Consider the following 23,030-nt stretch of genomic DNA (forward strand, 5'->3'; position numbering starts at 1 on the left):
TTCTTTTAATCTTGACGCTCCTCAGGACCGCTCTGCCCTTTTGGCACCACATCCCTATCCCTCTCGGTTGTGCGCGGGCGTGGCTTAGACTTCGGCATACCGGCCTGACCGCCGTGCTTTCCGCCCTGATCTTGGACGCCCTCCGCGTCATTTTCTTTAGGCATCACGCTCTCCTCGGTAAGTGCTTTTTCGCCAGCGCATCGCCTTGAAACGCAGGCTAAGATCGAGGGTTCCTTTCCGCGCGGCGCGCCGCACGGAACGATTGCTAATTTGCCAGTTTGACCTTCCTTTGCTGTGGAGTTGCGTTGTGGCGTTTCAGCGCAGAAAGCCTGAGGCGATCGGGACCAAGGCGCTTTTCCCCGGCTTCATTGCGCCGGCCCTGGCGTCGCCAATCGAGAAGGAGCCGGGCGGCACGCGATGGCACCATGAGATCAAGTTCGATGGTTATCGCGTTCAGGTCCATCTCGCCAACGAGGAGGTGAAGATCTACACCCGCCGGGGCAACGACTGGACCAAGCGCTTCAAGAAGATCGCCGACGACGCTTGGCATATCTCGGCGGCCTCTGCGATCGTCGATGGCGAGGTCGTAGTACCAGCGGCAAACGGCACTACCGACTTCTCAGTGCTGCAAAACGAGCTACGGGGCAAATCAACCAAGATCGTCCTGGTCGCCTTCGATCTGCTCTACGTCAACGGCCGCGACCTGCGGAAGCTGCCGCTGAAGGAACGCAAGGCAGTGCTCAAGAAGCTGGTTGCCGGGACTGCCATCCAGTTCAGCGAGAGCTTCGAAGTCGACGGCGCCGAGATGTTCGCTCATGCCTGCAAGCTGGGCTATGAGGGCGTTGTTTCGAAGGTCGCCGACAGCATTTACCCGACGGGTACGCGCAGCCGGGACTGGGTCAAGAAGACCTGCGCCCAGCGCGAGACGCTGACCATCGCGGGCTTCGCGTTGGATGGTGACAAATGGGACGGCATTTATGTCGGCCGCCGCCAGGGCGATGATCTGATCTATGCCGGTAAAGTTGACCATGGCTTCGACAAGGCGTCGGCCGCCGACCTACGCAAGCGTCTGACGCCGCTAATCCGGAAAACACAGCCCTACACCAAGCGCATTGCGCATAAGGCCATCTGGGTCGAGCCAGAGGTCCTGGCGGAGATCGAGTACCGCGCCAAATCGGCCGGAGGTAAGGTGCGGCATCCTTTCTTCAGAGGGGTGCGAGAGGACCTATGAGCGCTGAATCATATCCGGAGGATCGGAGAGACACGGCGAGCCCAACTCAGGGGGTGAGCTGGGGCTGCCGGGGCTAGGAGGCTGTAGCGGCACAGCCTCTACTCACAACGTTACGGCTTTCCCGAATTTCTTCACAAAGTTTCGGAGTTGCTGCGGCGCGCTAATACCTTTGCCCCACGTCGCGCCTGAAAAAAGGCAGTCGACGGCGCAGGCATAACCTATTTGAAGCATGGTCTTTCGGCACAATCTGTATGACGCAAACGGGCTATGCCCGGACCGACACTTCTCTGGAATTCTGTTACGCTGATCCGAGCCTGTTCTCCTCCATTCGCTGCCAGGCCTGCAGCAGCGCCGAGACCGCCGACTCGCGCCTGCCAATCTTGATCGTGTCGATTTTGACTCATCTGCCGCATGCCCGCTTGAGACTGCGTTGACCTTACGCCGGCCGCGCATCGCTCAGTTGGAGGTCAGACTGGCCTCGGGACCATTCGCGGTCCGCTGGCGGAACCCTGCGCCTGCGAGGCCGCGTGGAGCAGAGATACGCTTGGAGGCGAGTATTTGACGCCCGAGGTGCCAAGTCGGCTCTACGCGGCCTCCTAGCCCATTATGAATGCCTCGGAGCCAGTGGATGTCGTTGCGTGCAATCTGGAAGGCAGGCGTCCAAGGAACCGCGAACGGCAGGCACGGTTCGATGAAGCCGGAGGGATGCCGCCGCTGCTGGACCATGGCCGGAGGAATCAACGGCTCGCCTCGATGTCCCTCGGCAGCCGCACCAATGACCTCACCCGCGGCATCACCGTCGAACCTGTTTGGGCCCAACCGAAATTGGGCCAGAGAGGGCTGAGGTAATGTCGAGAGCGGTCGTCGGCAGGCGTCGCAATCGTTTCAAACGCCCGGCAAATCAGGAGGCGAAGCCGGTACCGCCGCTTTGACCTCCGCCAAAGCCGCTTGCAAGGCGGCTTCCTTAGTGTGGTCGAGAGAAGTCTTTAGCACCGTGCCACCTTCGCCTTTGAGCCTCTCAAGAACCTTGTCTGCCGTGACTTTGCGCACCAGTACGAAGAGCGCCGCGGTTCCGGGTTGAACGGCGGCAGCAGTCTCTTTCATCCATTTGTCATTGATGCCGACATCCGTTAAATATCCGCTGAGGGTGCCGGACGCGGCGCCAAGGGCAGCACCAGCAAGCGGCATCAAAAAGATCAGGCCAATCAGCGTGCCCCAAAAGGCGCCAGTAGCCGCACCAGCAGCCGTGGTATTGATCAGTTGATTTAGTTTGATGTTTCCTTTGCTGTCTTTCACCGCGATCACGGCATCGCCGAGTTCGATCAAATACTCCTTCTGCATGGCCAGCAATTTTTGACGAACTTCCTCCGCCTTCGCCTCGGTTGGAAATGCAATTACGACAAGGTCACTCATCTGTTCTGCTCCTCTACTCGAACGAGAAAATCTTCTTCCAGTCGTTCTTCATGCCGATCACTGTCCAGTTTTTCTTCTTTGCCTCATCATAGAGCGCCTGCGTAAGGGTCCCAACCTTGGTGTCCGGCAGGCCTTGCTTCGGATCCTGAAATCCGAGCATGCGCTCGTTCCACGCCTCGCAGGCGAGCCGGTCGGCTTCCTTGCGTGCCCGCTCAACACGCGCAAGGACGAATTGAAAAACACCAAGGCGCGGCAGGCGCTCGACCCAACGCGCGATGTTGATCATCCGTAGAGATAGCGCTGCGCGAACACCTGCAGCGGCTCGGCCTTGACGAGCCACTGCGCGGCATATTCCGACGGAATCAAAATGCAGTGTCCGACGCGGACCTCGCGTGGACCTTGGCCGGTTCGCTTTAGCGCGGCATACAGCTCTGGCTGGATGTCGAACATTTGGCAAAACTGTGTCACCGTCAAAGCCGTGGAGATGTCAGGCCGTGGTTCCTGCGCTTTCATCAGCGACATCCTTAACTTGATACGGTGCGTACCGGCTTCTGGCCCTTCAAGCAGGCAATCCGTGTTTACAACTGTCACTGCAACGGTGATGGAGCAGTTGTTCACGTAGATGAACTGGAGGTTTGATCTAGATCAATAGCGCGAAGCTCCCGCGCGCGAGGCTCGAGGACCCGCGGGGTCGCCGCGATGCGCAGGTGCCCGCGGCTTCCTCTCTCCAAGAAGGAGGACGCTATGTTGCGTCGAGTTCTCATCACTTCGGCAGCGGCGGCCATACTGCTGGTCACTAGCTTCCATTCCGACGACGCGTTCGCTCGCGGCGGGCGCGGCGGAGGCTTCCACGGCGGCGGCATGCGGGCCGGAGGTTTCCACGGCGGCGGTGCCGTGCGAGCGGGAGGCTACCGCGGGGGCGCGGTCGCGGCTCGCGGATACCGGGGCGGCGCTGTCGCTGTGCGCGGCGGGCGCTACGGCTATCGCGGGTATGGCTATCGCTACGGTGTCGGTGCGGCGGCAGTGGGCGCGGCTGCGGTTGGCGCAGCTGCGACCGGGGCCTACTACCGTGGCGGCTGCGGCTACGACGCCTACGGCAACTGGGTTTGCCCGAACTACTGAAGGACGCGACGCCGCTGGCCTTGGGTGCTCGAAGCCAATGATAAAGTCATTGGCAGGTTTTCAGTAACACTGCAAAAGAGAAGGTGGCACCTAGAACACGGTGCCGCGACTGCAACTGCAACCATGATACGGCTTCAAGTGTTGTTCAATTATCGATGCGGCGAAATTGGCACACGGGGTTCTTGAAGCGGCTACGGCTAGGCCGGTCGTCAGGACGCCATCGCGGTCGCGCTACATCATCATCAGGTGGGTGTTATGTCCCGGTGAATAAGCGCGAGCTTCTCTGGCGACTTAAACCAAATTTTTGGGCAGTTTGAGCAGTTTGATAGGATGATTTCTTAGTTTAGACGCCCGACCCTCTGGGACGAAATACGTCCGTGCGGTCCCGCGCCTTCTGGTTATGGCCTGATTGTTGGCAGGAACGGGAGGTAGCAATGGGTAGTGATTATTTTTCAGACTCGATCGCGCTATCACAAACAGGTCCTCAGGCGCCTCGGCGGTAGTTTTTCTGCGACGAGGTTGGGCGGCGAGAATTTCTCTGCGGCGGAGGCGCCAGTCTCTTAAGTATGATACTTGCTACACTCAGTGGCTCGAAGCCGGTCAGTGCGCAGGCTGTCACTGGATCATTGCCTGAGCTCGACCGCGTGGCAGTTCGAATAGTGATCGATAGCTATCAATTCGCTGTCGCCCCGAGCAGAAAGTTGCCCAACCTCGATATCCAGCACTTTGGCTGGGGTCTTAGCGACAAGCCGCCGCGCAAAACTTTGGTTAGCGAATTCGGCCTTGCGATGCAGGTCGAGTCACGACGCGGCAACGAGACGCGCAACGTCCTAGTTGATTTCGGTTTCACGCCGGAAGCCCTTCTCAACAACACGAGCTTGCTTGGTATTGACCCTGCGGCCATCGACGCACTTGTGCTCAGCCACGGGCACCAGGACCACTTTGGCGGTCTCGTCGGTTTCTTGCAGGCGCATAGCGGCAAGCTAAAGCCCAAACTGCCGTTGTTTGTCGGCGGCGAAGGATGTTTCTGCGCGCGCGAATGGACTGCCCCCCCGGCGCGGGGCAACTTCGGCGTCATCGACCGCAAAGCACTCGAGGAGGTGGACCTCGCCGTAACCGTCGCAGCCAGACCTGCCCTGGTTGCGGATCACGCCGTCGCCACGGGGCAGATCAGTCAGAAGACCTTCGAGAAGGTGCTGTCACCGAGCGCAATGACCATTGGTTTCGACCGCGGCATCGGCTGTTATCCCGAGCGCCTCAGCGAGGCGGAACGTACTGCGCCCGTCGTACCGGATCAGTTTCAGCACGAGATCGCGACGGCGTTTAATCTGAAAGGACGGGGACTTGTCGTCCTAACTTCGTGCAGCCATCGCGGCGTGGTCAACGCGATCAAGGAAGCTCAAGCCGCCTCCGGCGTGGAAAGAATTCATGCGGTGATCGGGGGCTTTCATCTCGCGCCCTATCAAGAGGACTACGTTCGGGATACGGTCAAGGCACTCCAGGAAATCGATCCGACTTACGTGATTCCGCTGCATTGTACGGGGGAGCCTTTCTACGAAACCGCGCGGGCTGCGATGCCGACAAAGCTCCTACGCTCGTACACCGGAACTCGATTGGTTTTCGAGGCGTGAGCGCAGCCTAACCATTAAATGAATGTCCGTTCGGGGCCCGTAGCCGACCCTTACTCAGAAGGCTGCAATGTCCGCTTTGGAGAGGGAAGCCGACCAAGGTCAAGCGGGCCGCCGTGGTCGGCTTCTGACCCAAATGCGAAATGCCGGGGATATCGGTGACTTCCTGCGCCTTTCGGCTGCCATTCTCAGTGCCTCATGCCAATGGTGATTGCTGCCTTGGTTTGATCCTAATCAAGCTCAGCAGCGTTGCGGCCGCGATCATCACCAGGATGCCAGCGAGACTGAGCGCGATCTGCATCGCAAGTCCATCCGAGATGCTGACCAGCGCTATATGGCTTGCGAGCGCCAGCAGAACGCCGAGGCAATAGATTGCCAGCGAGTTCTCGCCGCAGGAGATCGCCCCGCGCATCACTGGCGTCGTCAGCCCTCGCCAAGTGCGAGGCACGAGCCATACCGCCAAAATAGCAAGGGCAATAAAATGCAGCAATCGCAAAGGATCGAGATCCGATTTGTCCACCAGGTAAAGCAGCTTCGCCAGGGTTTGTGGGACAAGCACTTCCGGTGGTTTGATGCTCAAACCCAATGCGATAGTCAGGCTAAAAGCCAGATAGAGAACGGCAAGTACAAGCGCCGTGCGTGAGGTCATCCACGGCCCGAACCTCTTGCCTTCCGTGATACACCACGCTCCAAGCACAACCAGCACCTGCCAGGCCAGCGGATTGAAGAACCAAACGTTGTTCGGCCACGCCGGAACGGTCCAGCCGAAGACGTGCACCAGCGAATAAAGCAGCAGCGAGGCGCCGAGCGCCACGTTCGGCACTCGCAGCAGCAGCCACAGCAGTGGCGCGAACAAAAGATGGAAAACCACGAAGAGCGTAAGCGCTGTTCAGCGGCCACCTACCGGTTGACGGGGCGATCTGCGAGTCTGCGGTTTGTTTGAACCGTTAGGCTTAGAATGGACACAGGGCATAGTGCTATCACGGAGCCGGTGAGGCGGCTTGAGGTCTTCACTGGAGCCGGCCGTCGGCGGAAGTGGAGCGACGAGGACAAGGCGCGGATTGTTGCGGAGATCGTTGCGAGCGGCGACTCGGTCTGTTCGGTAGCGCGACGGCATGGATTGTCGCCGCAGCAGTTGTTTGGCTGGCGCCGTCAGTTGCGAGAAGCTGCGGGCGGTCATTCCGAAGTGGAAGAAGTACAGTTTGTGCCGGCGGTGGTGGATGCCGTAGTGCCGGCGCCCGCTCTTGGCCGTGAGCGCAAAGCGGTGCGCTGCAAGCCAAGACGGATTCCGGGATCATCGAGATCGAAGTTGACGGCATCACGATCCGGGCCGGTCGTGGTGCCGACCCAACAATGATTGCGTCGATCGTCCAGGCGCTGAAGGCGAGCCAGTGGTCGGTCCGTCGGGTGCGGTCCGGGTGATGGTGGCGACTAAACCGGTAGACTTCCGCAAGGGAATGGAGGGGCTTGCTACCCTGGTGCGCGAGAGCATGGGGGCTGACCCATTCTCGGGAGCTGTCTATGTGTTCAGGGCCAAGCGGGCGGATCGGATCAAGCTGGTGTTCTGGGACGGAACGGGTTTGTGTCTGTTCGCCAAGAGGCTGGAGGATGGAATCTTCCGCTGGCCGAAGATCGAGGACGGTGTGATGCGTCTGTCGGCGGCGCAATTGTCGGCGCTGCTGGAGGGGCTCGACTGGCGGCTTGTGCATGAAGCACGGGCGACGCCGGCGCCAACACAAGCGGGATAGTTGTTGGCGGTGCTGCGGCGAAGTGAATCAGGAGCGTCGGACGCGTCGCCAGTTGGCGGCGAATATGCTCTGAATTGGGTGTGAGCGACGCCCTGCCTGACGATCCCGAGACGCTGAAAGCGATGCTGCTTGCGGAGCGGTGCGAGAGCGAACGGCTGCGTCAGATCATCAAGGAATTGCAGCGGCATCGGTTTGGCCGGCGGGCAGAGACGCTGCCTGAAGATCAGATGCTGCTGGGCCTAGAAGACGTCGAGCAGGTGGCAGCGTACGGCGAGACGGCGCAGGACGTCAGCGCACCTGAAGGCCGTGAGGTGCAAGCCGGTAGGCGCCGCGTCAACCGTGGCGCCTTGCCGGCGCACCTGCCGCGGATCGAAGTCGTCGTCGACATCGAGGACAAGACCTGTCCCTGCTGCCAGGGCGAGTTACATCGGATCGGCGAGGATAGAAGCGAGCGGCTGGACCTGGTCCCGGCGCAGTTCCGGATCCTCGTTACCCGGCGTCCCAAATACGCCTGCCGCGCTTGCGAGGACGGTGTCATGCAGGCGCCGGCCCCGGCCCGGTTGATCGAGGGCGGACTGCCGACCGAAGCAACCATCGCCCAGGTTCTGGTGTCCAAATATGCCGATCACCTGCCGCTCTATCGGCAGGCTCAGATTTACGCCCGCCAGGGCATTGAGCTCGATCGTTCGACGCTGGCGGACTGGGTGGGACAAGCAGCCTTCCACCTGCGTCCGTTGCATGAGCGCCTCCTCGGCAAGCTCAGGCGACGGCCAAAGCTGTTCGCCGACGAGACGACGATGCCGGTGCTCGATCCCGGCCGAGGGCGCACCAAGACCGGTCAGCTCTGGGCCTATGCAGCGGACGACCAGCCATGGGGCGGCGCCGATCCGCCGGGCGTCGCCTATGTCTATGCTCCCGATCGCAAAGCCGACCGACCAATCGCGCATCTGGCAGGCTTCAAGGGGATCCTGCAGGTCGATGGCTATGCTGGCTATGGCAAGCTGGCCGAGCGTGGCGACGTTCAGCTTGCATTCTGCTGGTCCCACATGCGGCGTAACTTCTACGAACTCGCCGCCCCCGGTCCCGCGCCCATTGCGGGCGAGGCGCTCAAGCATATCGCCGAGTTCTATGCCATCGAGAAGGACATCCGTGGCCGTAGCGCCGAGGAGCGCTGTCTCGTTCGGCAACAGAAAAGCCGACCGCTGGCGGAAGCCTTCGAGCAGTGGCTCCGCGCAAAGCTCGCGTTGATCAGCCAAAAGGGCAAGCTGGCCGACGCCATCCGCTATGCGCTCTCACGCTGGGAGGGCCTGACGCGCTTTATCGATGATGGCCGTATCGAGCTCGACAACAACGCCGTAGAGCACTCGATCCGTCCGATCACGCTCAACCGGAAAAATGCGCTGTTCGCAGGCTCCGACGGTGGTGCCGAGCACTGGGCTATCATCGCCTCCCTGGTCGAAACCTGTAAGCTGAACGATGTCGATCCGCTTGCCTACTTGACCGACGCGCTCACCAGGATCGTCAACGGTCATCCGAATAACGAGATCGATCACCTGCTGCCGTGGGCCTATTGCCGTCACGACCTCAAAGCTGTGGCCTGAAAACAGCGCTTACCGAAGAGCGGCAAGACGTCGGTGTTGACGGGACGGTATTGCAGGATCGCCGCATGTGCGAGCGTCGCTCCCGGATATTCCAAGAGAATGCGCGTATTGGTCTCGTCGGCAAGCCGGCCGCCGCCTGCGAGGTAAACCACGATGGCGCAAGCAAGCGTGAGCAGCAGAAATGCGGCATAAATGTCCCAGCTTCGCCGCAGCGTCCGGCCGATCACGCCGGTCCAGCCGCCGCGCGCATGCGCCTTGCCGTAGGCCAGCGCGCAGGTCACACCCGAGACGAACATGAACACTTCCGCGGTATCGCTGAAGCCGTAATTCCGCAGCGTCAGCCAGCTTCCGATGTTGTTCGGAACATGGTCGAGAAAGATGCACCAGAGCGCAATTCCGCGGCAAGCATCGATGCGCAGGTCCCGGCCGGGCTCTTTCAGCTCCGGTAGTGCGGACACCAGTGGCTTCGCAGGTGTCGCGAGTAGCTTAGGTTCGAGCTGCCGATGCCGGCCGCGCAACACCTTGGCAATGCGTTCGATCTCCGCCAGTGTCCGTCGGACGTCAGTCCTCGACGCGGCCCCGCGATCCTTGTCGAAGTCGACAGGCGCGTCACTGTCGGAGCGCCATCGCATCGGTTCCCGAGAATCGGCTAGATCGATCGAACTGATCGTTATCATCTCGACGAAGCTGCTGGGCGGCGGCGCAGGCACCATCATCATGGTGGCAACGGGCCGAAAGGACGGAAATGACAAGCCTTCCATCGACTCTTCGTCGGTAACAACCTCGTATGAGCCCGCCGGTAATAATCGTTCGACGCTTGCGATCCGGAATGGGTGCTTGAAAAGCACCGTTTCACGCCGCGATCGGGTCATCGTCATGCTCAAACTCGCAGGTTGGCGACGAGGCGACCGCCGCAGCGGAAAGCTGCTGGCGTACAGAGACGATGTTGCGCGCGCTGAGATGCTCCTCGTCGGACGGGCGCTAATCAGCACTTCGGATGAAAGCGTTTCCATTGCAACCTGAAGCCGGAACCTCCGCCTCAGAGCCCTGCCAGTCCGGGCTAAGACTTATCGAATACTGGTTACCGTCCCGACAGCGAATGCTCCAGCTATCGATCCCGGATTCGGTGCCGCCTTGATACACGTTCCGAACAACCACACCGCAAGCCTGCTTTTTCTTTTTCAGAACGGAGGTCCAAAAAGCGAGCTGCCCGGCCTGATCCTGCGCAAGTATCCGCGTCGTCGTTTGGTTGGCTGCGTAGCCCTTTTTGAAAGGCTCGGGAGCTAATACCCCGGATGGTACGCCTGTTGATGTAGTGGCGTTAGCCTGCTCAAAAGGCAGATCAGGATCCAGAACAAACCAGGCAGCCTGCAATATGACGACGAAGCTCGCCGCAACCACCGTGAAAAAATTGAGCGAACGCCTCATCATGTCTCTCCACTCCCGGAGATCGAGACATTGGTGGACATCGCGGCGTCGCGAGGCCCACAGAAACCTGACAAAATATGGCACTTCGCGAACAACACTGATCGCTGCGACTGCCTGCGGCGAGGCCTAAACTTCGACGAGCAGTAGCTTGACGTAGTGCAGCACCAATGGCGACGGGTTCAAGCAGCTGCGCCGATGTGTCGTGAAAAAGCTGGATGGTCGGGCTGACTAACGCCTTTTGGAACCGTGTCAACTCGGCTCGAACCGTCGCGTGTCATTGCGTTGCCGAGCGGCCAAAACAAGTCGCGTGACGGCGAGATGCGAAACGTGGCATCCATTGGCGGATGTCGAATTCGGCCACACGCGACCTTATCGATTGAGGCACCATGGGCCTATCAAGGGTAAACACAACTCACGAATTATGAACGCGTGGAGGTTTCAAACAACTGCTGGGGCCATCGGATGGCAGCGGCGCGCGAGAAGGCCCAGATCGACTGGCGCAAGCGCGAGTCGGCGGCGAGCCGATTTCGCGCTGAATGTGAGTACCCCGATGGGGCGGTTGCCGCTTCCGGCCATGGTCCGGTACCGTCATCGGCGACGATTTTGATCGGACGGTGCGGCGGATGTAACCGGCCTGATGATCTTGAATGGCCCCGACGTGCAATATCGTCGGGGCCATTCGTGTGATCGGCGTCGTTTCGTTCACGATGGATGTGACGAACTCGATAAAAGGTCAGCGTGACCGCACTTCAGACAAATGAGCGCGCATTCGCCTATGTGAAGTGTCCGAATTTCACTTTGCGAGTGTCCTAACTAGGTGGCGCGCGCTAGCCTGCCTTACCCACTAGATGAGCCCAAATTGAATTTGGTAGTGGCCCAATTTGAACATTAACAGTTCGGCAACGGCCGCAACCATCCGAGTTCCAAAGCGTTAACGGCCTATCACCGCACTGTCTTTTGAGCCGTCATCGGTGATGAGAACGCCAATTGCGCTCCCGCCTTTGCCGGTCGGAAAGGAGCGCCTTCATGAAAAGACGCCGTTTCAATCAACATCCACCATCGGATGAACACTTAGAAGAACAGGCCATCCGTCTGCGTAAACACGCACAGGGTACCCCACCTGGGGTCGAACGTGAGAAGCTAATCCGGCAGGCGCGTAAGGCCGATGCTGCCGCTCGCATGCAGGAATGGCTTTCGTCTCCCGGCCTGCGGCCACCAAAATAGGCGCCATGCAGCAACCCAAAACGGACTTCAAATTACTAGACCGCACCATGTTGCGCGCGGGCGTCCGTGTGATCCGAAATGACACCGAGAAGTCCGGCACCATTGTCGGGGCTGACGGCGAAATCAAAGTATGGGACGATGGCCGGAGAGCTACTACCGGCGAAAGGTGCCGAGAGACATTCGTTTGGCAGAGGCTTCCGAAACGAGACAAGCCATCACTCATGAAGTTCACGAAGGCCGATTAAGTTCGAATGGCAAGAAGTGAGGCCGCCTCAATTGGCGCTCTCTTTGTTTTGGCATCGGTGTTGGACATGGCCGCGGTTGCATCGCTGGCGGTGCCGTCCTATTTGGCCCCGGCGACGAGACGAAGCGCGTTCGTGAAAGGTCAGCGTTCCTTCCTAGTTCTCCGACCGAGCATGAAGAACCATGCTCAAAGAACGAACTTGCACTCGGGCTGAGGGCGGGACAATGCCAATCAATCGGTTGTTGAAAGACAAGTGCACGCCGGAACAAATCGAGCTTTTGAACAAGGCTTTCAGCCCCGCGCTGAACTTGCTGGGCGTGGTTGATCGTAACGACCCGCTTTGCGATATGGCCGCTCGCAAGGTTATCGAGGTCGGCGCAACAGGCATTCGCGAGCCGAGAGAAATCGCGGAATGAGCGTGGCCCGAATTGGCCTACGGTAAGGCCGATCCAGCGGCAGGCATGTGTGCGGATTTACTAGATAGAAACCATAGAAAATGATCCGAAAACTTTAGTGAAACAACTGGGCCGTCTCTGCGTCGGTTTGTCGGAGGGCAGCCCCATGACAGATGTACGCATCCGGTGACGGCCCCCGGTCAGCTCACCTTGGGCGGATGGCTGATTTGCGCTCAAGCAGCGTGGGCGACGCTCTGAGGGCGCCAATTCCAAGGCAGGAGTTCGTGAATGCGCTTGGCGGGATGATCCGGCAAGCGGCCGAGCACATCGGCGAGCCAAGCCTGCGGATCGATGTCGTTGAGCTTGGCGCTGGCGATGAGGGTGTAGATGGCCGCGGCGCGTCGGCCGCCCTCATCGGAGCCTGCGAAGGTCCAATTTCTTCTTCCCACGGCGACAGCTCGTAGCTCGCGCTCGGCGGCATTGTTCGACATGCAGAGCCGCCCGTCATTAAGGAAGCGGGTGAATGCGTCCCAGCGATTGAGGCAGTAATTGATCGCCTTGGTCGTGTCGTTGTTCTTGGAGAGCTTGGCGCGCTGCTCGCGCAACCACGCCTCCAGCTCAACGATCAGGGCGCGGCTACGCTCCTGGCGCACGCGCAGGCGCTCCTGCGGCGCAAGACCGTTGATCTCACGTTCGATGGCGAACAGGACATCGATGCGCTTGACCGCCTCGGCCGCGATCGGCGCCTTGCTGAGCCGTGCCAGATCAAAGAACTTGCGCCTGCCGTGCGCCCAGCACGCGGCCTCGATGATTGGGCCTGCTTTGCGATTGGCCTCGTAAAGCCTGCTGAACCCGGCGTAGGCGTCGGCCTGCATCAGTCCGGCATAGCCGGCCAGATGCTGCTCCGGATGCTCACCACCGCGGTCCGGCGAGTAGAAGAACACAGCCGCCGGCGGATCTGGCCCGGCAAACGGGCGGTCGTCGCGCACATAGGTCCAGAGCCGGCCGGTCCGGGTCTTGCCCTTGGCCAGGACCGGCACCGTGGTGTCGTCGGCGTGGATGCGCTCGGCCGCGAAGACGTGGCTCCGGATCGCATCTACCAGCGGCATCAGGGTTGCGGCGGAGGCGCCCACCCAGTCCGCGAGCGTCGACACGTCGAGGTCGACGCCTTCACGTTGATAGACGTCGCTCTGACGATTGAGCGGCAGGTGCAGGCCGTACTTGGCGAACAGGATATGGGCCAGCAGCTTGGGCCCCGCACGCCCGCGCGCAATCGGATGCGAGGGGGCCGGCGGCTGGGTGATCGCTTCGCAGGCCCGGCAGACGAGCTTCTCGCGCACATGCTGGATCACCTTCCACTGGCGCGGAATGAGCTCCAGCGTCTCGGTCACGTCCTCGCCGATCTTGCGCAACCGGCTATCGCCGCAGCATGGGCAGGTGGCAGGCACCGGATAGACAAGGCGTTCCCGCGGCAAATGCTCCGGCAGCGGCCGGCGGGCCGGCTTGCGGCGCTCGAACGATGGCACCGCAATCTTGTCGGCTGCCATCTGCGCCGCCGTCTCGGCTTGCGCCGCGTTCTCCTCCAGGTCGGCGAGCTGCAGCTCGAGCTGGTCCAGCAATGCGCCGCGCTCGGAGGACTGTCCGAACTGCTCGTGCCGCAGCTTCCTGATCGCGAGCTTGAGCTTCTCGATCAGCAGTGTCCGTGCCTGAGCCTCCGCCTCCGCGGCCAAGCGGGCCGCTCGCTCGGCGCGCAGCATCGCCTTCAGCGTCGCCACATCGTCGGGAAGAGAATCATCGGCGCCCATCGCCGACCAGAGAATCACAAGATGCGGTCTCTGTCCGAACTGCCGATCGTGCTATCGATTCAAATCCCAGCGATCAGCCAGCCGCCTGCGGCCGCCACGTGTGTTGCGGCATCCGCCAGTCAATGCCCTCCAGTAGGTAGCCAAGTTGGGCTGGGGTGATACTCACCACGCCATCAACCGGTGATGGCCAGAGAAAACGGCCGCGCTCTAGCCGCTTGGCGTAGAGCGACATGCCTAATCCATCGTGCCAGAGGATCTTGATCAGCTTGCCGCTCTTGCCTCGGAACACGTAGAGGTCGCCGCCGTGCGGGTCGCGCCTGAAGGCTTCCTGCACCAGCATGGCCAGCGAGTTCATGCCGCGACGCATGTCGGTGTGGCCGGTCGCAATCCACACCCGCACGCCCGACGGGATGGGGATCACCGCAGCCGTCCATCTGCCAGCGCCGCGACCACCGCCTTCAGCGTCGCCGCGTCGACCGCGCCAGTAATCCGCATCCGAGCTCCGGCCGCAAACTCGATCTCGATCGCCCCGCCGGCCGGCTCGACTGGACCAGGCGTCGCCCCCGATTCCGGTACCAGCATCGCCGGTATGAAGCTCGTGTGCTGATCGGCGGCATCCGCCGGCTCGGGACGAAACGCTCGCCGCCATCGCAGCAGCAACGAGCGCGAAACGCCATATCGCCGCGCCGTCGCCGCGACCTGGCGCGGCGCCTGTAAGCTCTCCAGGACGATCTTGAGCTTCTCATCCTCGGACCAGCGCCGTCGCCGGCCTGTATCCACTACTTCGAGCCGTTCGACTTGGGCACTGCGCCTATCACTGTCCATAAGGACAGTTCTCAACAACACGCCTCACTCGGCAAGGCGGCCTTCACCGGACGGATACTGACAGATCGCCAGTTCCGAGAGCAGGAGGTTCAGATCGCGCATTATCAGCTTTTGTCGCGGGAGGTTACTGATCCACTTGCGGCGTGTTTGCTTCGGGTCATTGTCGAAGAGCTTGAAGCCGACCTGCGAAGGGATCGCGCCATCGGGCAGAGCTGCCCCGAATGAGGGGCCACGTCTAGGCAACCGGAAGCGTTGGTCGTGTGAACAACACTTTGCTGGCTTAGAGACAGGGGGCGAACAATGGTCAAGGGTTTGCTTTTACTCGCCGGGCTCGCGATCCTCTTGATCAGTTCTCAGCAGATGTTCCTAATGTTCCGCGACGCGTCATTCCGTGCTCGCGGCAATCGGCTGATTGCACGCAGCGCACCCCTTAATCTTTTCGATGAATTTAGCTGGGCTCGTGCTTTTCGACGTTGTCGGCGCGGCGTTGATTTGTTGGCAGTTGTTTGCTTGATGCGACCGACTTGCTTAGCTTCGCGATTTGGGCTGATTGGCCCAGCGCCCATGTCCGTTGGGAAGACCGGAAGTTGTCGGCCGACAGCCCAAATGACGCGATTGCCCCCCAGCGGACATGCGGCTGACGAGGCCGTCTCTCTAAACGGGCTCGTCAGGGGTAGGTCGCGAAGTCTAGTGCTGTGGTTCTATCGGACATAGGGCAAACGTCCGATGGCATCAGTGCAACCCGGAAATGAAATAGCTCCAAGCGGTGGCCAGTATTATACTGGTACTACTGGAAAGTGCTATTTCAAACGTTCGTGGAAAGATTGTTACGACCAGTCAGGGAGGAACATCTGATGACGACTATGTTTGTTAGACACAAGGTTTCCGACTACAAGACTTGGCGGAAGGCTTACGATGACTTTGCCCCGGTCCAGAAGGCGAAGGGCGTAACAGCCGAGGCTGTCTACCGAGCAGTCGAGAATCCCAATGACATCACAGTAACTCACGAATTTGCCACGATTGAAGCTGCGCAAGCCTTCGCAGAGAGTGCTGAATTGAAGAATGCTATGCAGAATGCGGGAGTGGCGGGAGCTCCAACGATTTGGTTAACGAACAAGGCGTGAAATATCGATCCCGGCCAAGTGCGGGGATTTTTTTGCTGTGGTGTGCCTGTCGCCAGTTAGCACAAACCGGACCAACCGAGACGGCCCGACGATGTCCGTTCGCTGGGTAAAGTAGACTTGGCAAATGGACGAGCCAACTTCCGAGTCTGACCCCTAGCAGACTTGGCAGTCCATGCGCGGACTATAGGAACAACCAGTACGAAAGAGGGGGGCATAACTGAAACGCTCACGCGCGTCTTATGTAGCTCAGCTTTGAAATTCGCTTCTCCTCGGATATCTGACAGCTATCTGAGTAGGAAATCACTACGATGGTTTGTAACCGAATTAGGTCCGCACGCGTGGACGACGCCGCCGGGCTCACCGAAATTGCGGTGCGTGCGACGAAACATGACGGACATGACGACGGTGCTATCTCCCGGTTCATGCCAGGCCTCAAAATCAATCTTGCACTGATCGCCGCCGGGCTGGTCCATGTGGCAGAGGACCAACAGGGCGTTCCGGGCGGCTATGTGAGCTTCAGACCAACTGGAATGGGGGGCTTAATTCTCCTCGAAGGCATCTTCGTCGATCCAGCTTATTCGCGGAGCGGTGTTGGCAGACGCCTTTTCGCTGCCGCAGTCGAGCATTCGAGAAAGATGGCGGGAAATGTAATCCTGATTTATTCGAGCCCACACTCGGCAGATTTCTACGCCCACCTCGGCGCGATTGAGATAGGCATGACGCCGTTCGTATTCTCCCCCGACGTGCAGTTATCGATGTTCGCGTTTACAATTCCGCCGTTCGGCGGCGCTAACGCTGTTTAGCGAGCGCGTGGATATGTCTCTTCATGGCCCTTTTCGGACGTGCCGCACTGGCTATCGAAAGTCCGGTGTCGGGGGTGAAGCGGACTTCACGGTTGTGCGTTCCGACTTCCGGTTTTGACCCGTAGCGGAAATGTATTGATCTAAATCAACCCAGAGCTGTTCCGTCCCGCCCATCTGTGGCTGACCGTCATCGATCGCGATAACTGATTAACGGCGGTGGAAGGACCAGAGCATGAAGACCAATCCAGGCTTTCAGATCAGAACGGTCACGATGTTGGTGGCCGCGTGGTTGACCTCGACGGCTCCGGCAGCATTCGCCCAGCAGCAGACAACCGGCGCGCCCGGCTCGCCCGCAGCCACCACCACGATCGATGGCCGTTATCTGCCGCCGCCGCCTCCGCCGTTCCAGGGCGAGATCAACCTGAATGCCCTCCAGTCGAAGCCGGCCTGGCCGGCGCGCGTGGTGCCGCCGAAGGGCGCGCCGAACATCCTCTTGATCATGACCGATGACGTTGGCTTTAGCGCCCCCTCGACCTTCGGCGGGGTTATCCCAACGCCGACCTTGGACAGGATTGCGGCAAACGGGCTGCGCTACCCGAATTTCCACACCACGTCGCTCTGCTCGCCGACACGCGCCGCCCTCATCACTGGCCGCAACCATCACTCAGAAGGTTTTGGCGTGATCTCGGAGCAGGCTACTGGCTTCCCCGGCTACAACAGCGTCCTTCCGAAGGACACCGCCACGATTGGCCGCATTCTGCTGGAGAACGGTTACCGCACCTCGTGGTTCGGAAAGGATCACAACACGCCGACCTACCAGACCAGCCAAGCCGGCCCCTTCGATCAATGGCCGACCGGAATGGGATTCGAATACTTCTACGGCTTCATGGGGGGTGACAGCAGTCAATGGACGCCGATGCTGTACCGCAACACAACGTTGATTGCGCCGTTTGAGGGACGTCCGGAGTGGAATCTGATCACCGCCATGGCCGATGAGGCCATCAGTTGGGTGAACAGGTTGAACTCGATCGATCCGTCGATGCCGTTCCTTTTGTACTACGTTCCGGGCGGCACGCATGCGCCGCATCATCCGACGCCGGAATGGGTCAAGAAGGCGACCGATCTCCATCTCTTCGACAAGGGCTACAACGCACTTCGTGACCAGATTCTCGCAAACCAGAAGAAACTCGGCGTCGTCCCGCAGGAGACGAAGTTAACGGACTGGCCCGACAATTTGCTGAAGAAGTGGGACGTGCTGTCGGCCGACGAGAAGAAGCTCTTCATCCGCCAAGCCGATGTTTACGCCGCCTATCTCATGTACACCGACCACGAGATCGGCCGCGTCGTCCAAGCGGTGCAGGATATGGGCAAGCTCGACAATACGCTCATTATCTTCATTAGCGGTGACAATGGTGCGAGCGCGGAGGGAACGGTGAACGGCACGTTCGCCGAACTCGTACCGTTTAACGGCATCAATCCGACGGTCGCCGAAAATCTGAAGTTCTATGACGCCTGGGGGAGCAATGAAACATACCCGCATTACGCGGTGCCGTGGGCGTGGGCTTTCGACACGCCATTCAAGTGGACGAAACAGATTCCGTCCTACTTTGGCGGGACCCGCAACGGTATGGCGATCTCCTGGCCTGCGCGCATTGCTGACAAGGGCGGCATTCGCTGGCAGTTTCACCACGTGATCGACGTCGTGCCGACGATCCTGGAGGCTACGGGCATTCCCGCACCGGTCATGGTCGATGGCATCGCGCAAAAGCCGATCGAGGGCGTCAGTCTTGCCTACACCTTCGACAAGGCGAATGCCGATGCTCCGACGCGGCATCGCACGCAGTACTTCGAAATGATGGGCGTGCAGGGTCTGTACAACGACGGCTGGATGCTGAGCGCAGTCCCGATCCGATCGCCGTGGGATCTGGCTGGCAAGGCGGTCGAAGACCCTGCCAGCGCCTTCAAATTCGAACTGTATGAAGTGGGCAAGGATTGGTCGCAGACCACCGATGTCGCGGCCGCCAATCCGCGCAAGGTGCAGGAGATGAGGGACCTGATGTTCGGCGAGTTCGCTAAGTATCAGGTACTGCCGCTGGATGCTTCGGCAGCGACGCGCCTTGCTTCGGCTCGTCCCTCGGTGACCGCAGGACGAAAGGAGTTTAACTACTCGACTCCGATAACCGGCCTGCCCGACAGCGTAGTGCCGTCGCTCCTAAATACGTCCTACACCATCACTGCGGATGTCGAGGTGCCGCAAGGAGGCGGCGATGGGTCGATCGTCACTCAGGGCGGGCGGTTCGGCGGCTATGGGTTGTACCTTCTGAAAGGCAAGCCCGTCCTCACCTGGAACCTGCTTGGTCTTGGCCGCATCCGCTGGGAAGGCCAGCAAGCGCTTTCGCTCGGCAAGCACACCATCGCGTTCGACTTCAAGTACGACGGTCTCGGTTTCGCTACGCTTGCCTTCAACAACATGAGCGGCATCGGCCGTAGCGGCACCGGCACATTGGCTGTAGATGGCAAGGTTGTTGCGACGCAGAAAATGGAACGCACCGTGCCATTGATCTTGCCGGTCGACGAAACCTTCGACGTCGGCTCGAAGACAGGTACGCCGGTGGATGATCGCGATTATCAAGTGCCGTTCACGTTCACAGGCAAGATCAACAAGGTGACGATCTCTGTGGAGCCACCGAAGTTGACGGCGGACGACGATAAGAAGCTGGCGGATGCGTATCGCTCCGCCCAGGACGCGAAGTGATCGATGGTCTACCACGAGCCGAGGGCCGCACAGCCCTCGGCTCGCCATCGAGACGGACGGCTTCCCGCTTCCGGTATTGGCTTTTTTCCAACGTCGCCAGGTGATCAGCGGACGTCTGCTCGCTGGGGTCGAGCGGACGTCGGCGGAAAGCGGCGCGACTTCCGAGTTTGACCCAAAGCGGTCATGACGTCCGAAGCCAACTATTGCCCTTTAGGTCAATACTGGTGGCTACGATGCTTGCGCTACGTTTGCCCTGCAATGCGCTGGCAGGAGCTTAAAAATGTCCAAGGAGCTTTGCGACACCAACCGATGTCACTACCGGGTCGGGGATATTGATCGCCGATCCTTAATCCCTCTACTCGGCGCCGGGACGGCCTTCCTGATGTTGTCAGGTAAGGCTCTGGCGCAGCAGGTCCCGATCCCCACAACCGCCGCCCAAGTTCCCGGCCCGCCGAGCGGCTCCGCAATGACTACGGCCTACGTCCAGTCGGTTGGGCGTGCGGCCTATCTGTGGGGCTACGCGCTGGTCAACATGGCCAACCGCCACGCGGATTTTAAGAAGGCGCCCGAACCCGGCCTGATCGGCGGGGTGGTGCCGGTCGCGCACAACGCGGTCGCGATGTTGACCGGTTATATCAGCCCGGACCAGCGCATCATCGCCTGCGCGAACCAGGATGTCGCGTACGGGGCCGGCTTCCTCGACAACCTTGATAACGCTCCAATTGTTTTCCAGGTGCCGGACTTCGGCGACCGCTTTTGGGTTTATGCGCTTTATGACATGCGTACAGACCAACTCTCGAACATCGGCAAGCAATACGGCACGAAGCCCGGCTTGTACATGGTGGCCGCCCCGAACTGGAAGGGTGAGACGCCCAAGGGAATTACGGCGGTGTTGCGATCTTCCACGACGGTGGTCTTCGTCATCCCACGTGTTTTCATGGACGACACGCCGGAGGATCACGCCGCCATCCAACCGCTGCTCAATCAGATCGCCTTCTACCCGCTCTCGCGGTTCGACGGGCAAATGAAGACGGTGGATTGGAGCAAGCTCCCCCACTACCCCGCGCCCAAGTCCAGTGGCGCAGGCGAGGTTCAGTGGGTGAAACCGGACACTTTTTTCGACGAGTTGCCGGCGATGATGAAAAGCGTGCCCCCGTTACCGGGCGAGGAAGCCCTCTATGCGTCGATTGGCAGTGTGCTGGATGCGGCAGCCAAGGACCCGACGATCAAGAAGACGCTGACGGAAACCGCCGTCGCTGCCGATCGAGAGATGATCCTACCTTTCTTGCAGTGGCGCTATAACGGACGTTCCGCCGGCAATGGCTGGAACTCGCCGGTCAATAATGCGGAGTGGGGAACGGACTATCTCAATCGCACCGCCACCGCGAAGTCGAACATGTTCGACAACCTGCCGACGGAAACCAAGTACATCTACACTGACGATGACAGTTCGGGAAAACAGCTCAATGGCCAGAACACCTACGCGGTCACCTTTGACAAGGTCCCGCCCGTCAAAGGGTTCTGGTCGCTCACGTTGTACAACGATGTCCATTTCTTCAATCCGAATCCGCTGAAACGCTACTCGCTCGGCACCAAGAACAAGAATCTCAAATTCAACGCGGACGGATCGCTGACACTCTATGCCGGCGCCAAGTCTCCCGGCACGGACAAGGAAAGCAACTGGCTGCCGGCGCCTGAAGGAACGTTCTCGCTCTACATCCGCGCCTACTGGCCCGACAAGGCCATCATCGACGCCACATGGGAGCCGCCGACCATCAAGATGATAAACTGATCCAGTGCAGAGGAGGCATGACAATGACAAGCCATCGCATCCTCCACCTCGCCGCCGCACTGGCTGGCGTTTTGACGATGAGCGGCCTTGCTACGCAGGCTTTCGCTCAGGAGACCTCCTTCGATAAGTTGGCCACCCTCCCATTCGCAGAAGGCCGGCCCACGAAGGAGACCGCGCAGACACTGCGCGACGAACTGCTCTTCCAGCGGGCAACGCAGACCTATCTCTGGGCGTTGCCGTTGATCAACACGCTCGGCATGCAGGTCGGGTCGGAAAAGCACTTCGGCGCCGGGTACAACGTCCTGCCGATCTGGAAGCAGCGACTCGACGCCAAGACGCTGGTGACGACTCCCAACTCCGACCTCCTCTACGCGATGAGCTATGTTGACCTGGGCAAAGATGGGCCGCTGGTGATGGATGCCCCACCCATGCTGCAAGGCATCCTGCTAGATTACTGGCAGCGCCCCATCCCGGTCGATGGTGGCAAGTTCTTTGGTGACGTCGGGCTCTTCGGGCCGGATGCCGGTAAGGGCGGCAAGTTCTTGATCCTCCCACCCGGTTACAAAGGCGAGGTGCCGCAAGGCCACTTCGTTTACCGTTCCGGGACCAACAACGTCTTCATCTTCCTGCGCGGGTTCTACGAGGACCCGAAGAATCTGACGCCGGCCGACGCGCACCTTGAAAAGACGAGAATCTATCCACTGAACGGCGAAACCGGCGCCAAGGCGATGAAGTTCCCCGACGCCTCCGGCATCCAGGTCAACATGCTGCCGATGAGCGATGGCAGCGCCTTCGAGCAGCTCAAGCGGCTTGTGGACAGCGGGGCAACAATCTCGCCGGTCCGGATTGGCTCGGCATGCTGGCGGCGATCGGCATCGTCAAGGGTCAGCCGTTCACTCCGGATGCGCACAGCCGCGAGATCCTCGAGCGGGCCGCGAAGACCGGTTACAAGATGAGTCGCGTCATCGGCTTCGAAGAAAAGGTCAGTGGCAACTCCTATCGCATGTATTCAGACCGCCGCTGGGTGAATCCATTCCCAGACGGGACGCCCGCCAATCCAACAGGAACTTTGAACCTGGCTTGGGAGAATGTCGCTGGAACGTATCCGTATCTGGACCTCGACGCCCGGATTTGGATGTTCACCAACTATTACTCGATCAGCCCCGGGATGGTGTCCAAAAGTCCGGGCGCGGCCGCCATGTATGTTATCGCTTTCACTGACAGCGAGGGCACGCCCCTGGTGGGCGGCAGCAGCTATCGCCTGAATCTGCCGGCCAACATCCCGGCCCGCCTGTTCTGGTCGGTGACGCTCTACGAGGCGGAGAACGCTTCGGGTCTCGCCAACGGCCAGCCGTTCCCGTCGCTCGGTTCAAAGGACAAGCCGGCGCAGAACGCCGACGGCAGCACGGAAATCTTCCTCGGACCCCAGGCACCCGAGGGCAAACGGGGCAACTGGCGCGCCACCGTGCCGGGCAGAGGATACTTCGCCATCATCCGGCTCTACGGCCCGACCGAAGCCGCCATCGACAAGAGTTGGAAGCCTGGCGACGTTGAGAAGTTGAAATGACGTCAGGCTGCGGAATGCCGGGCGGTGAAAACTGCGGATGCCGGGCGGTGAAAATAGTGCGGATAAGTCCCATTAGAACCCCGGCCTCAGAGCTGGGGTTTCTGTTTGTGGCAGCCTTGCAGATGTCGCAGTTGGGTAATCGCTACACGGGCGACCCAGCGGCAAGTCCGGCCATGTCGGCTATGCCGCCGAAAGCTTTAGAGCATTAGCGGATTCGCTATAGGCCAGTGCGGGTTGAGGCGCTTAGTAAGGGCAGAGGTCCGGAATTGGCCCTTTTCGGACCTGTCGTTTTCACCTGACGATGTCCGCTTCCGAGGGCGGACCG

The 23,030-nt window shown here is 60.2% G+C and carries 21 protein-coding genes and 1 pseudogene; 13 read left to right on the top strand and 9 right to left on the bottom strand.

The annotated features are described in order from the left end of the window. Positions 1 to 307 precede the first annotated feature (307 nt). Positions 308 to 1,231, top strand: coding sequence for a non-homologous end-joining DNA ligase (gene ligD, locus WDM24_RS00440; RefSeq protein WP_338830037.1), 924 nt, complete (start codon positions 308 to 310; stop codon positions 1,229 to 1,231). A gap of 885 nt (positions 1,232 to 2,116) precedes the next feature. Here the strand turns inward: ligD and WDM24_RS00445 are convergent. Genes WDM24_RS00445 through WDM24_RS00455 form a run of 3 tightly spaced genes read right to left on the bottom strand, consistent with a single transcriptional unit; the run spans position 2,117 to position 3,157 of the window. Then, entirely contained in the window at positions 2,117 to 2,644 is a 528-nt protein-coding gene (locus WDM24_RS00445) for a DUF1269 domain-containing protein (protein ID WP_338695682.1), read from the bottom strand. A 13-nt stretch (positions 2,645 to 2,657) separates the two neighbouring features. Further along, positions 2,658 to 2,930: a hypothetical protein gene (locus WDM24_RS00450; protein ID WP_338830038.1), complete on the bottom strand. Its 273-nt coding sequence runs from the start codon at positions 2,928 to 2,930 to the stop codon at positions 2,658 to 2,660. Next, positions 2,927 to 3,157: a hypothetical protein gene (locus tag WDM24_RS00455; protein ID WP_338830039.1), complete on the bottom strand. Its 231-nt coding sequence runs from the start codon at positions 3,155 to 3,157 to the stop codon at positions 2,927 to 2,929. The genes WDM24_RS00450 and WDM24_RS00455 overlap by 4 nt, the downstream gene beginning before the upstream one ends. Positions 3,158 to 3,388: 231 nt before the next feature. Between WDM24_RS00455 and WDM24_RS00460 the strand changes: the two genes are divergently transcribed. Together WDM24_RS00460 and WDM24_RS00465 are read left to right on the top strand one after the other, a co-directional pair. After that, positions 3,389 to 3,766 carry a hypothetical protein gene (locus WDM24_RS00460; RefSeq protein ID WP_338693851.1) on the top strand — a complete coding sequence of 126 codons (378 nt, stop codon included), beginning with the start codon at positions 3,389 to 3,391 and terminating at the stop codon, positions 3,764 to 3,766. A gap of 701 nt (positions 3,767 to 4,467) precedes the next feature. Further along, positions 4,468 to 5,397 (top strand): MBL fold metallo-hydrolase, encoded by a 930-nt coding sequence (locus tag WDM24_RS00465; protein ID WP_338830040.1) that lies wholly within the window; start codon positions 4,468 to 4,470, stop codon positions 5,395 to 5,397. 193 nt (positions 5,398 to 5,590) lie between these two features. Here WDM24_RS00465 and opgC (WDM24_RS00470) read toward each other — a convergent pair whose 3' ends face one another. After that, a complete protein-coding gene (gene opgC, locus WDM24_RS00470; RefSeq protein WP_338830042.1) occupies positions 5,591 to 6,265 on the bottom strand; it encodes an OpgC domain-containing protein in 675 nt (224 codons plus the stop codon). A gap of 87 nt (positions 6,266 to 6,352) precedes the next feature. On the opposite strand from opgC (WDM24_RS00470), the gene tnpA (WDM24_RS00475) reads away from it, so the two are divergent. The 3 genes from tnpA (WDM24_RS00475) (at position 6,353) to tnpC (WDM24_RS00485) (ending at position 8,743) form a co-directional block, all read left to right on the top strand. Next, positions 6,353 to 6,751 (top strand): IS66-like element accessory protein TnpA, encoded by a 399-nt coding sequence (gene tnpA / locus WDM24_RS00475; RefSeq protein WP_338830043.1) that lies wholly within the window; start codon positions 6,353 to 6,355, stop codon positions 6,749 to 6,751. 34 nt (positions 6,752 to 6,785) lie between these two features. Further along, positions 6,786 to 7,142 (top strand): IS66 family insertion sequence element accessory protein TnpB, encoded by a 357-nt coding sequence (gene tnpB, locus WDM24_RS00480; protein ID WP_338830044.1) that lies wholly within the window; start codon positions 6,786 to 6,788, stop codon positions 7,140 to 7,142. 122 nt (positions 7,143 to 7,264) lie between these two features. After that, positions 7,265 to 8,743, top strand: coding sequence for an IS66 family transposase (gene tnpC / locus WDM24_RS00485; RefSeq protein WP_338832550.1), 1,479 nt, complete (start codon positions 7,265 to 7,267; stop codon positions 8,741 to 8,743). A gap of 14 nt (positions 8,744 to 8,757) precedes the next feature. Here tnpC (WDM24_RS00485) and opgC (WDM24_RS00490) read toward each other — a convergent pair. Together opgC (WDM24_RS00490) and WDM24_RS00495 are read right to left on the bottom strand one after the other, a co-directional pair. Further along, positions 8,758 to 9,462, bottom strand: a pseudogene (gene opgC, locus WDM24_RS00490) (OpgC domain-containing protein); the annotation flags it as partial. A 262-nt stretch (positions 9,463 to 9,724) separates the two neighbouring features. After that, complete coding sequence (locus WDM24_RS00495; protein ID WP_156929015.1) at positions 9,725 to 10,171, bottom strand: hypothetical protein; 447 nt, start codon at positions 10,169 to 10,171, stop codon at positions 9,725 to 9,727. A 1,692-nt stretch (positions 10,172 to 11,863) separates the two neighbouring features. Between WDM24_RS00495 and WDM24_RS00500 the strand changes: the two genes are divergently transcribed. Beyond that, positions 11,864 to 12,055, top strand: a complete 192-nt coding sequence (locus tag WDM24_RS00500; RefSeq protein ID WP_338693846.1) for a hypothetical protein — start codon at positions 11,864 to 11,866, stop codon at positions 12,053 to 12,055. A 212-nt stretch (positions 12,056 to 12,267) separates the two neighbouring features. On the opposite strand, the gene tnpC (WDM24_RS00505) is transcribed toward WDM24_RS00500, so the two are convergent. From tnpC (WDM24_RS00505) to tnpA (WDM24_RS00515), 3 genes are all read right to left on the bottom strand, one after another. Further along, positions 12,268 to 13,839 carry an IS66 family transposase gene (gene tnpC / locus WDM24_RS00505; protein WP_338832434.1) on the bottom strand — a complete coding sequence of 524 codons (1,572 nt, stop codon included), beginning with the start codon at positions 13,837 to 13,839 and terminating at the stop codon, positions 12,268 to 12,270. A gap of 73 nt (positions 13,840 to 13,912) precedes the next feature. Further along, on the bottom strand, positions 13,913 to 14,260 hold the full coding sequence (tnpB, locus tag WDM24_RS00510) for an IS66 family insertion sequence element accessory protein TnpB (protein ID WP_338827160.1): 348 nt from the start codon (positions 14,258 to 14,260) through the stop codon (positions 13,913 to 13,915). Next, entirely contained in the window at positions 14,257 to 14,664 is a 408-nt protein-coding gene (gene tnpA / locus WDM24_RS00515; RefSeq protein WP_338827159.1) for an IS66-like element accessory protein TnpA, read from the bottom strand. The genes tnpB (WDM24_RS00510) and tnpA (WDM24_RS00515) overlap by 4 nt, the downstream gene beginning before the upstream one ends. 854 nt (positions 14,665 to 15,518) lie before the next feature. Here tnpA (WDM24_RS00515) and WDM24_RS00520 point away from each other — a divergent pair. From WDM24_RS00520 to WDM24_RS00545, 6 genes are all read left to right on the top strand, one after another. Further along, on the top strand, positions 15,519 to 15,788 hold the full coding sequence (locus tag WDM24_RS00520; protein WP_338693842.1) for an antibiotic biosynthesis monooxygenase: 270 nt from the start codon (positions 15,519 to 15,521) through the stop codon (positions 15,786 to 15,788). 338 nt (positions 15,789 to 16,126) lie between these two features. After that, entirely contained in the window at positions 16,127 to 16,591 is a 465-nt protein-coding gene (locus WDM24_RS00525; RefSeq protein ID WP_338693840.1) for a GNAT family N-acetyltransferase, read from the top strand. Between the two features lie 232 nt (positions 16,592 to 16,823). Further along, positions 16,824 to 19,346: an arylsulfatase gene (locus tag WDM24_RS00530; RefSeq protein WP_414645662.1), complete on the top strand. Its 2,523-nt coding sequence runs from the start codon at positions 16,824 to 16,826 to the stop codon at positions 19,344 to 19,346. Positions 19,347 to 19,626: 280 nt separating this feature from the next. Next, positions 19,627 to 21,138 (top strand): DUF1254 domain-containing protein, encoded by a 1,512-nt coding sequence (locus tag WDM24_RS00535; RefSeq protein WP_338830045.1) that lies wholly within the window; start codon positions 19,627 to 19,629, stop codon positions 21,136 to 21,138. A gap of 23 nt (positions 21,139 to 21,161) precedes the next feature. Further along, on the top strand, positions 21,162 to 22,094 hold the full coding sequence (locus tag WDM24_RS00540; RefSeq protein ID WP_338830046.1) for a DUF1254 domain-containing protein: 933 nt from the start codon (positions 21,162 to 21,164) through the stop codon (positions 22,092 to 22,094). After that, the gene (locus WDM24_RS00545; RefSeq protein ID WP_338830047.1) at positions 21,995 to 22,705 is read left to right on the top strand and encodes a DUF1214 domain-containing protein; all 711 of its coding nucleotides are present in this window, start codon (positions 21,995 to 21,997) and stop codon (positions 22,703 to 22,705) included. The genes WDM24_RS00540 and WDM24_RS00545 overlap by 100 nt, the downstream gene beginning before the upstream one ends. The last annotated feature ends 325 nt before the right edge of the window (positions 22,706 to 23,030 follow it).

It is taken from the genome of Bradyrhizobium sp. 27S5, from assembly GCF_037217225.1.
Taxonomy (GTDB): Bacteria; Pseudomonadota; Alphaproteobacteria; order Rhizobiales; family Xanthobacteraceae; genus Bradyrhizobium; species Bradyrhizobium septentrionale.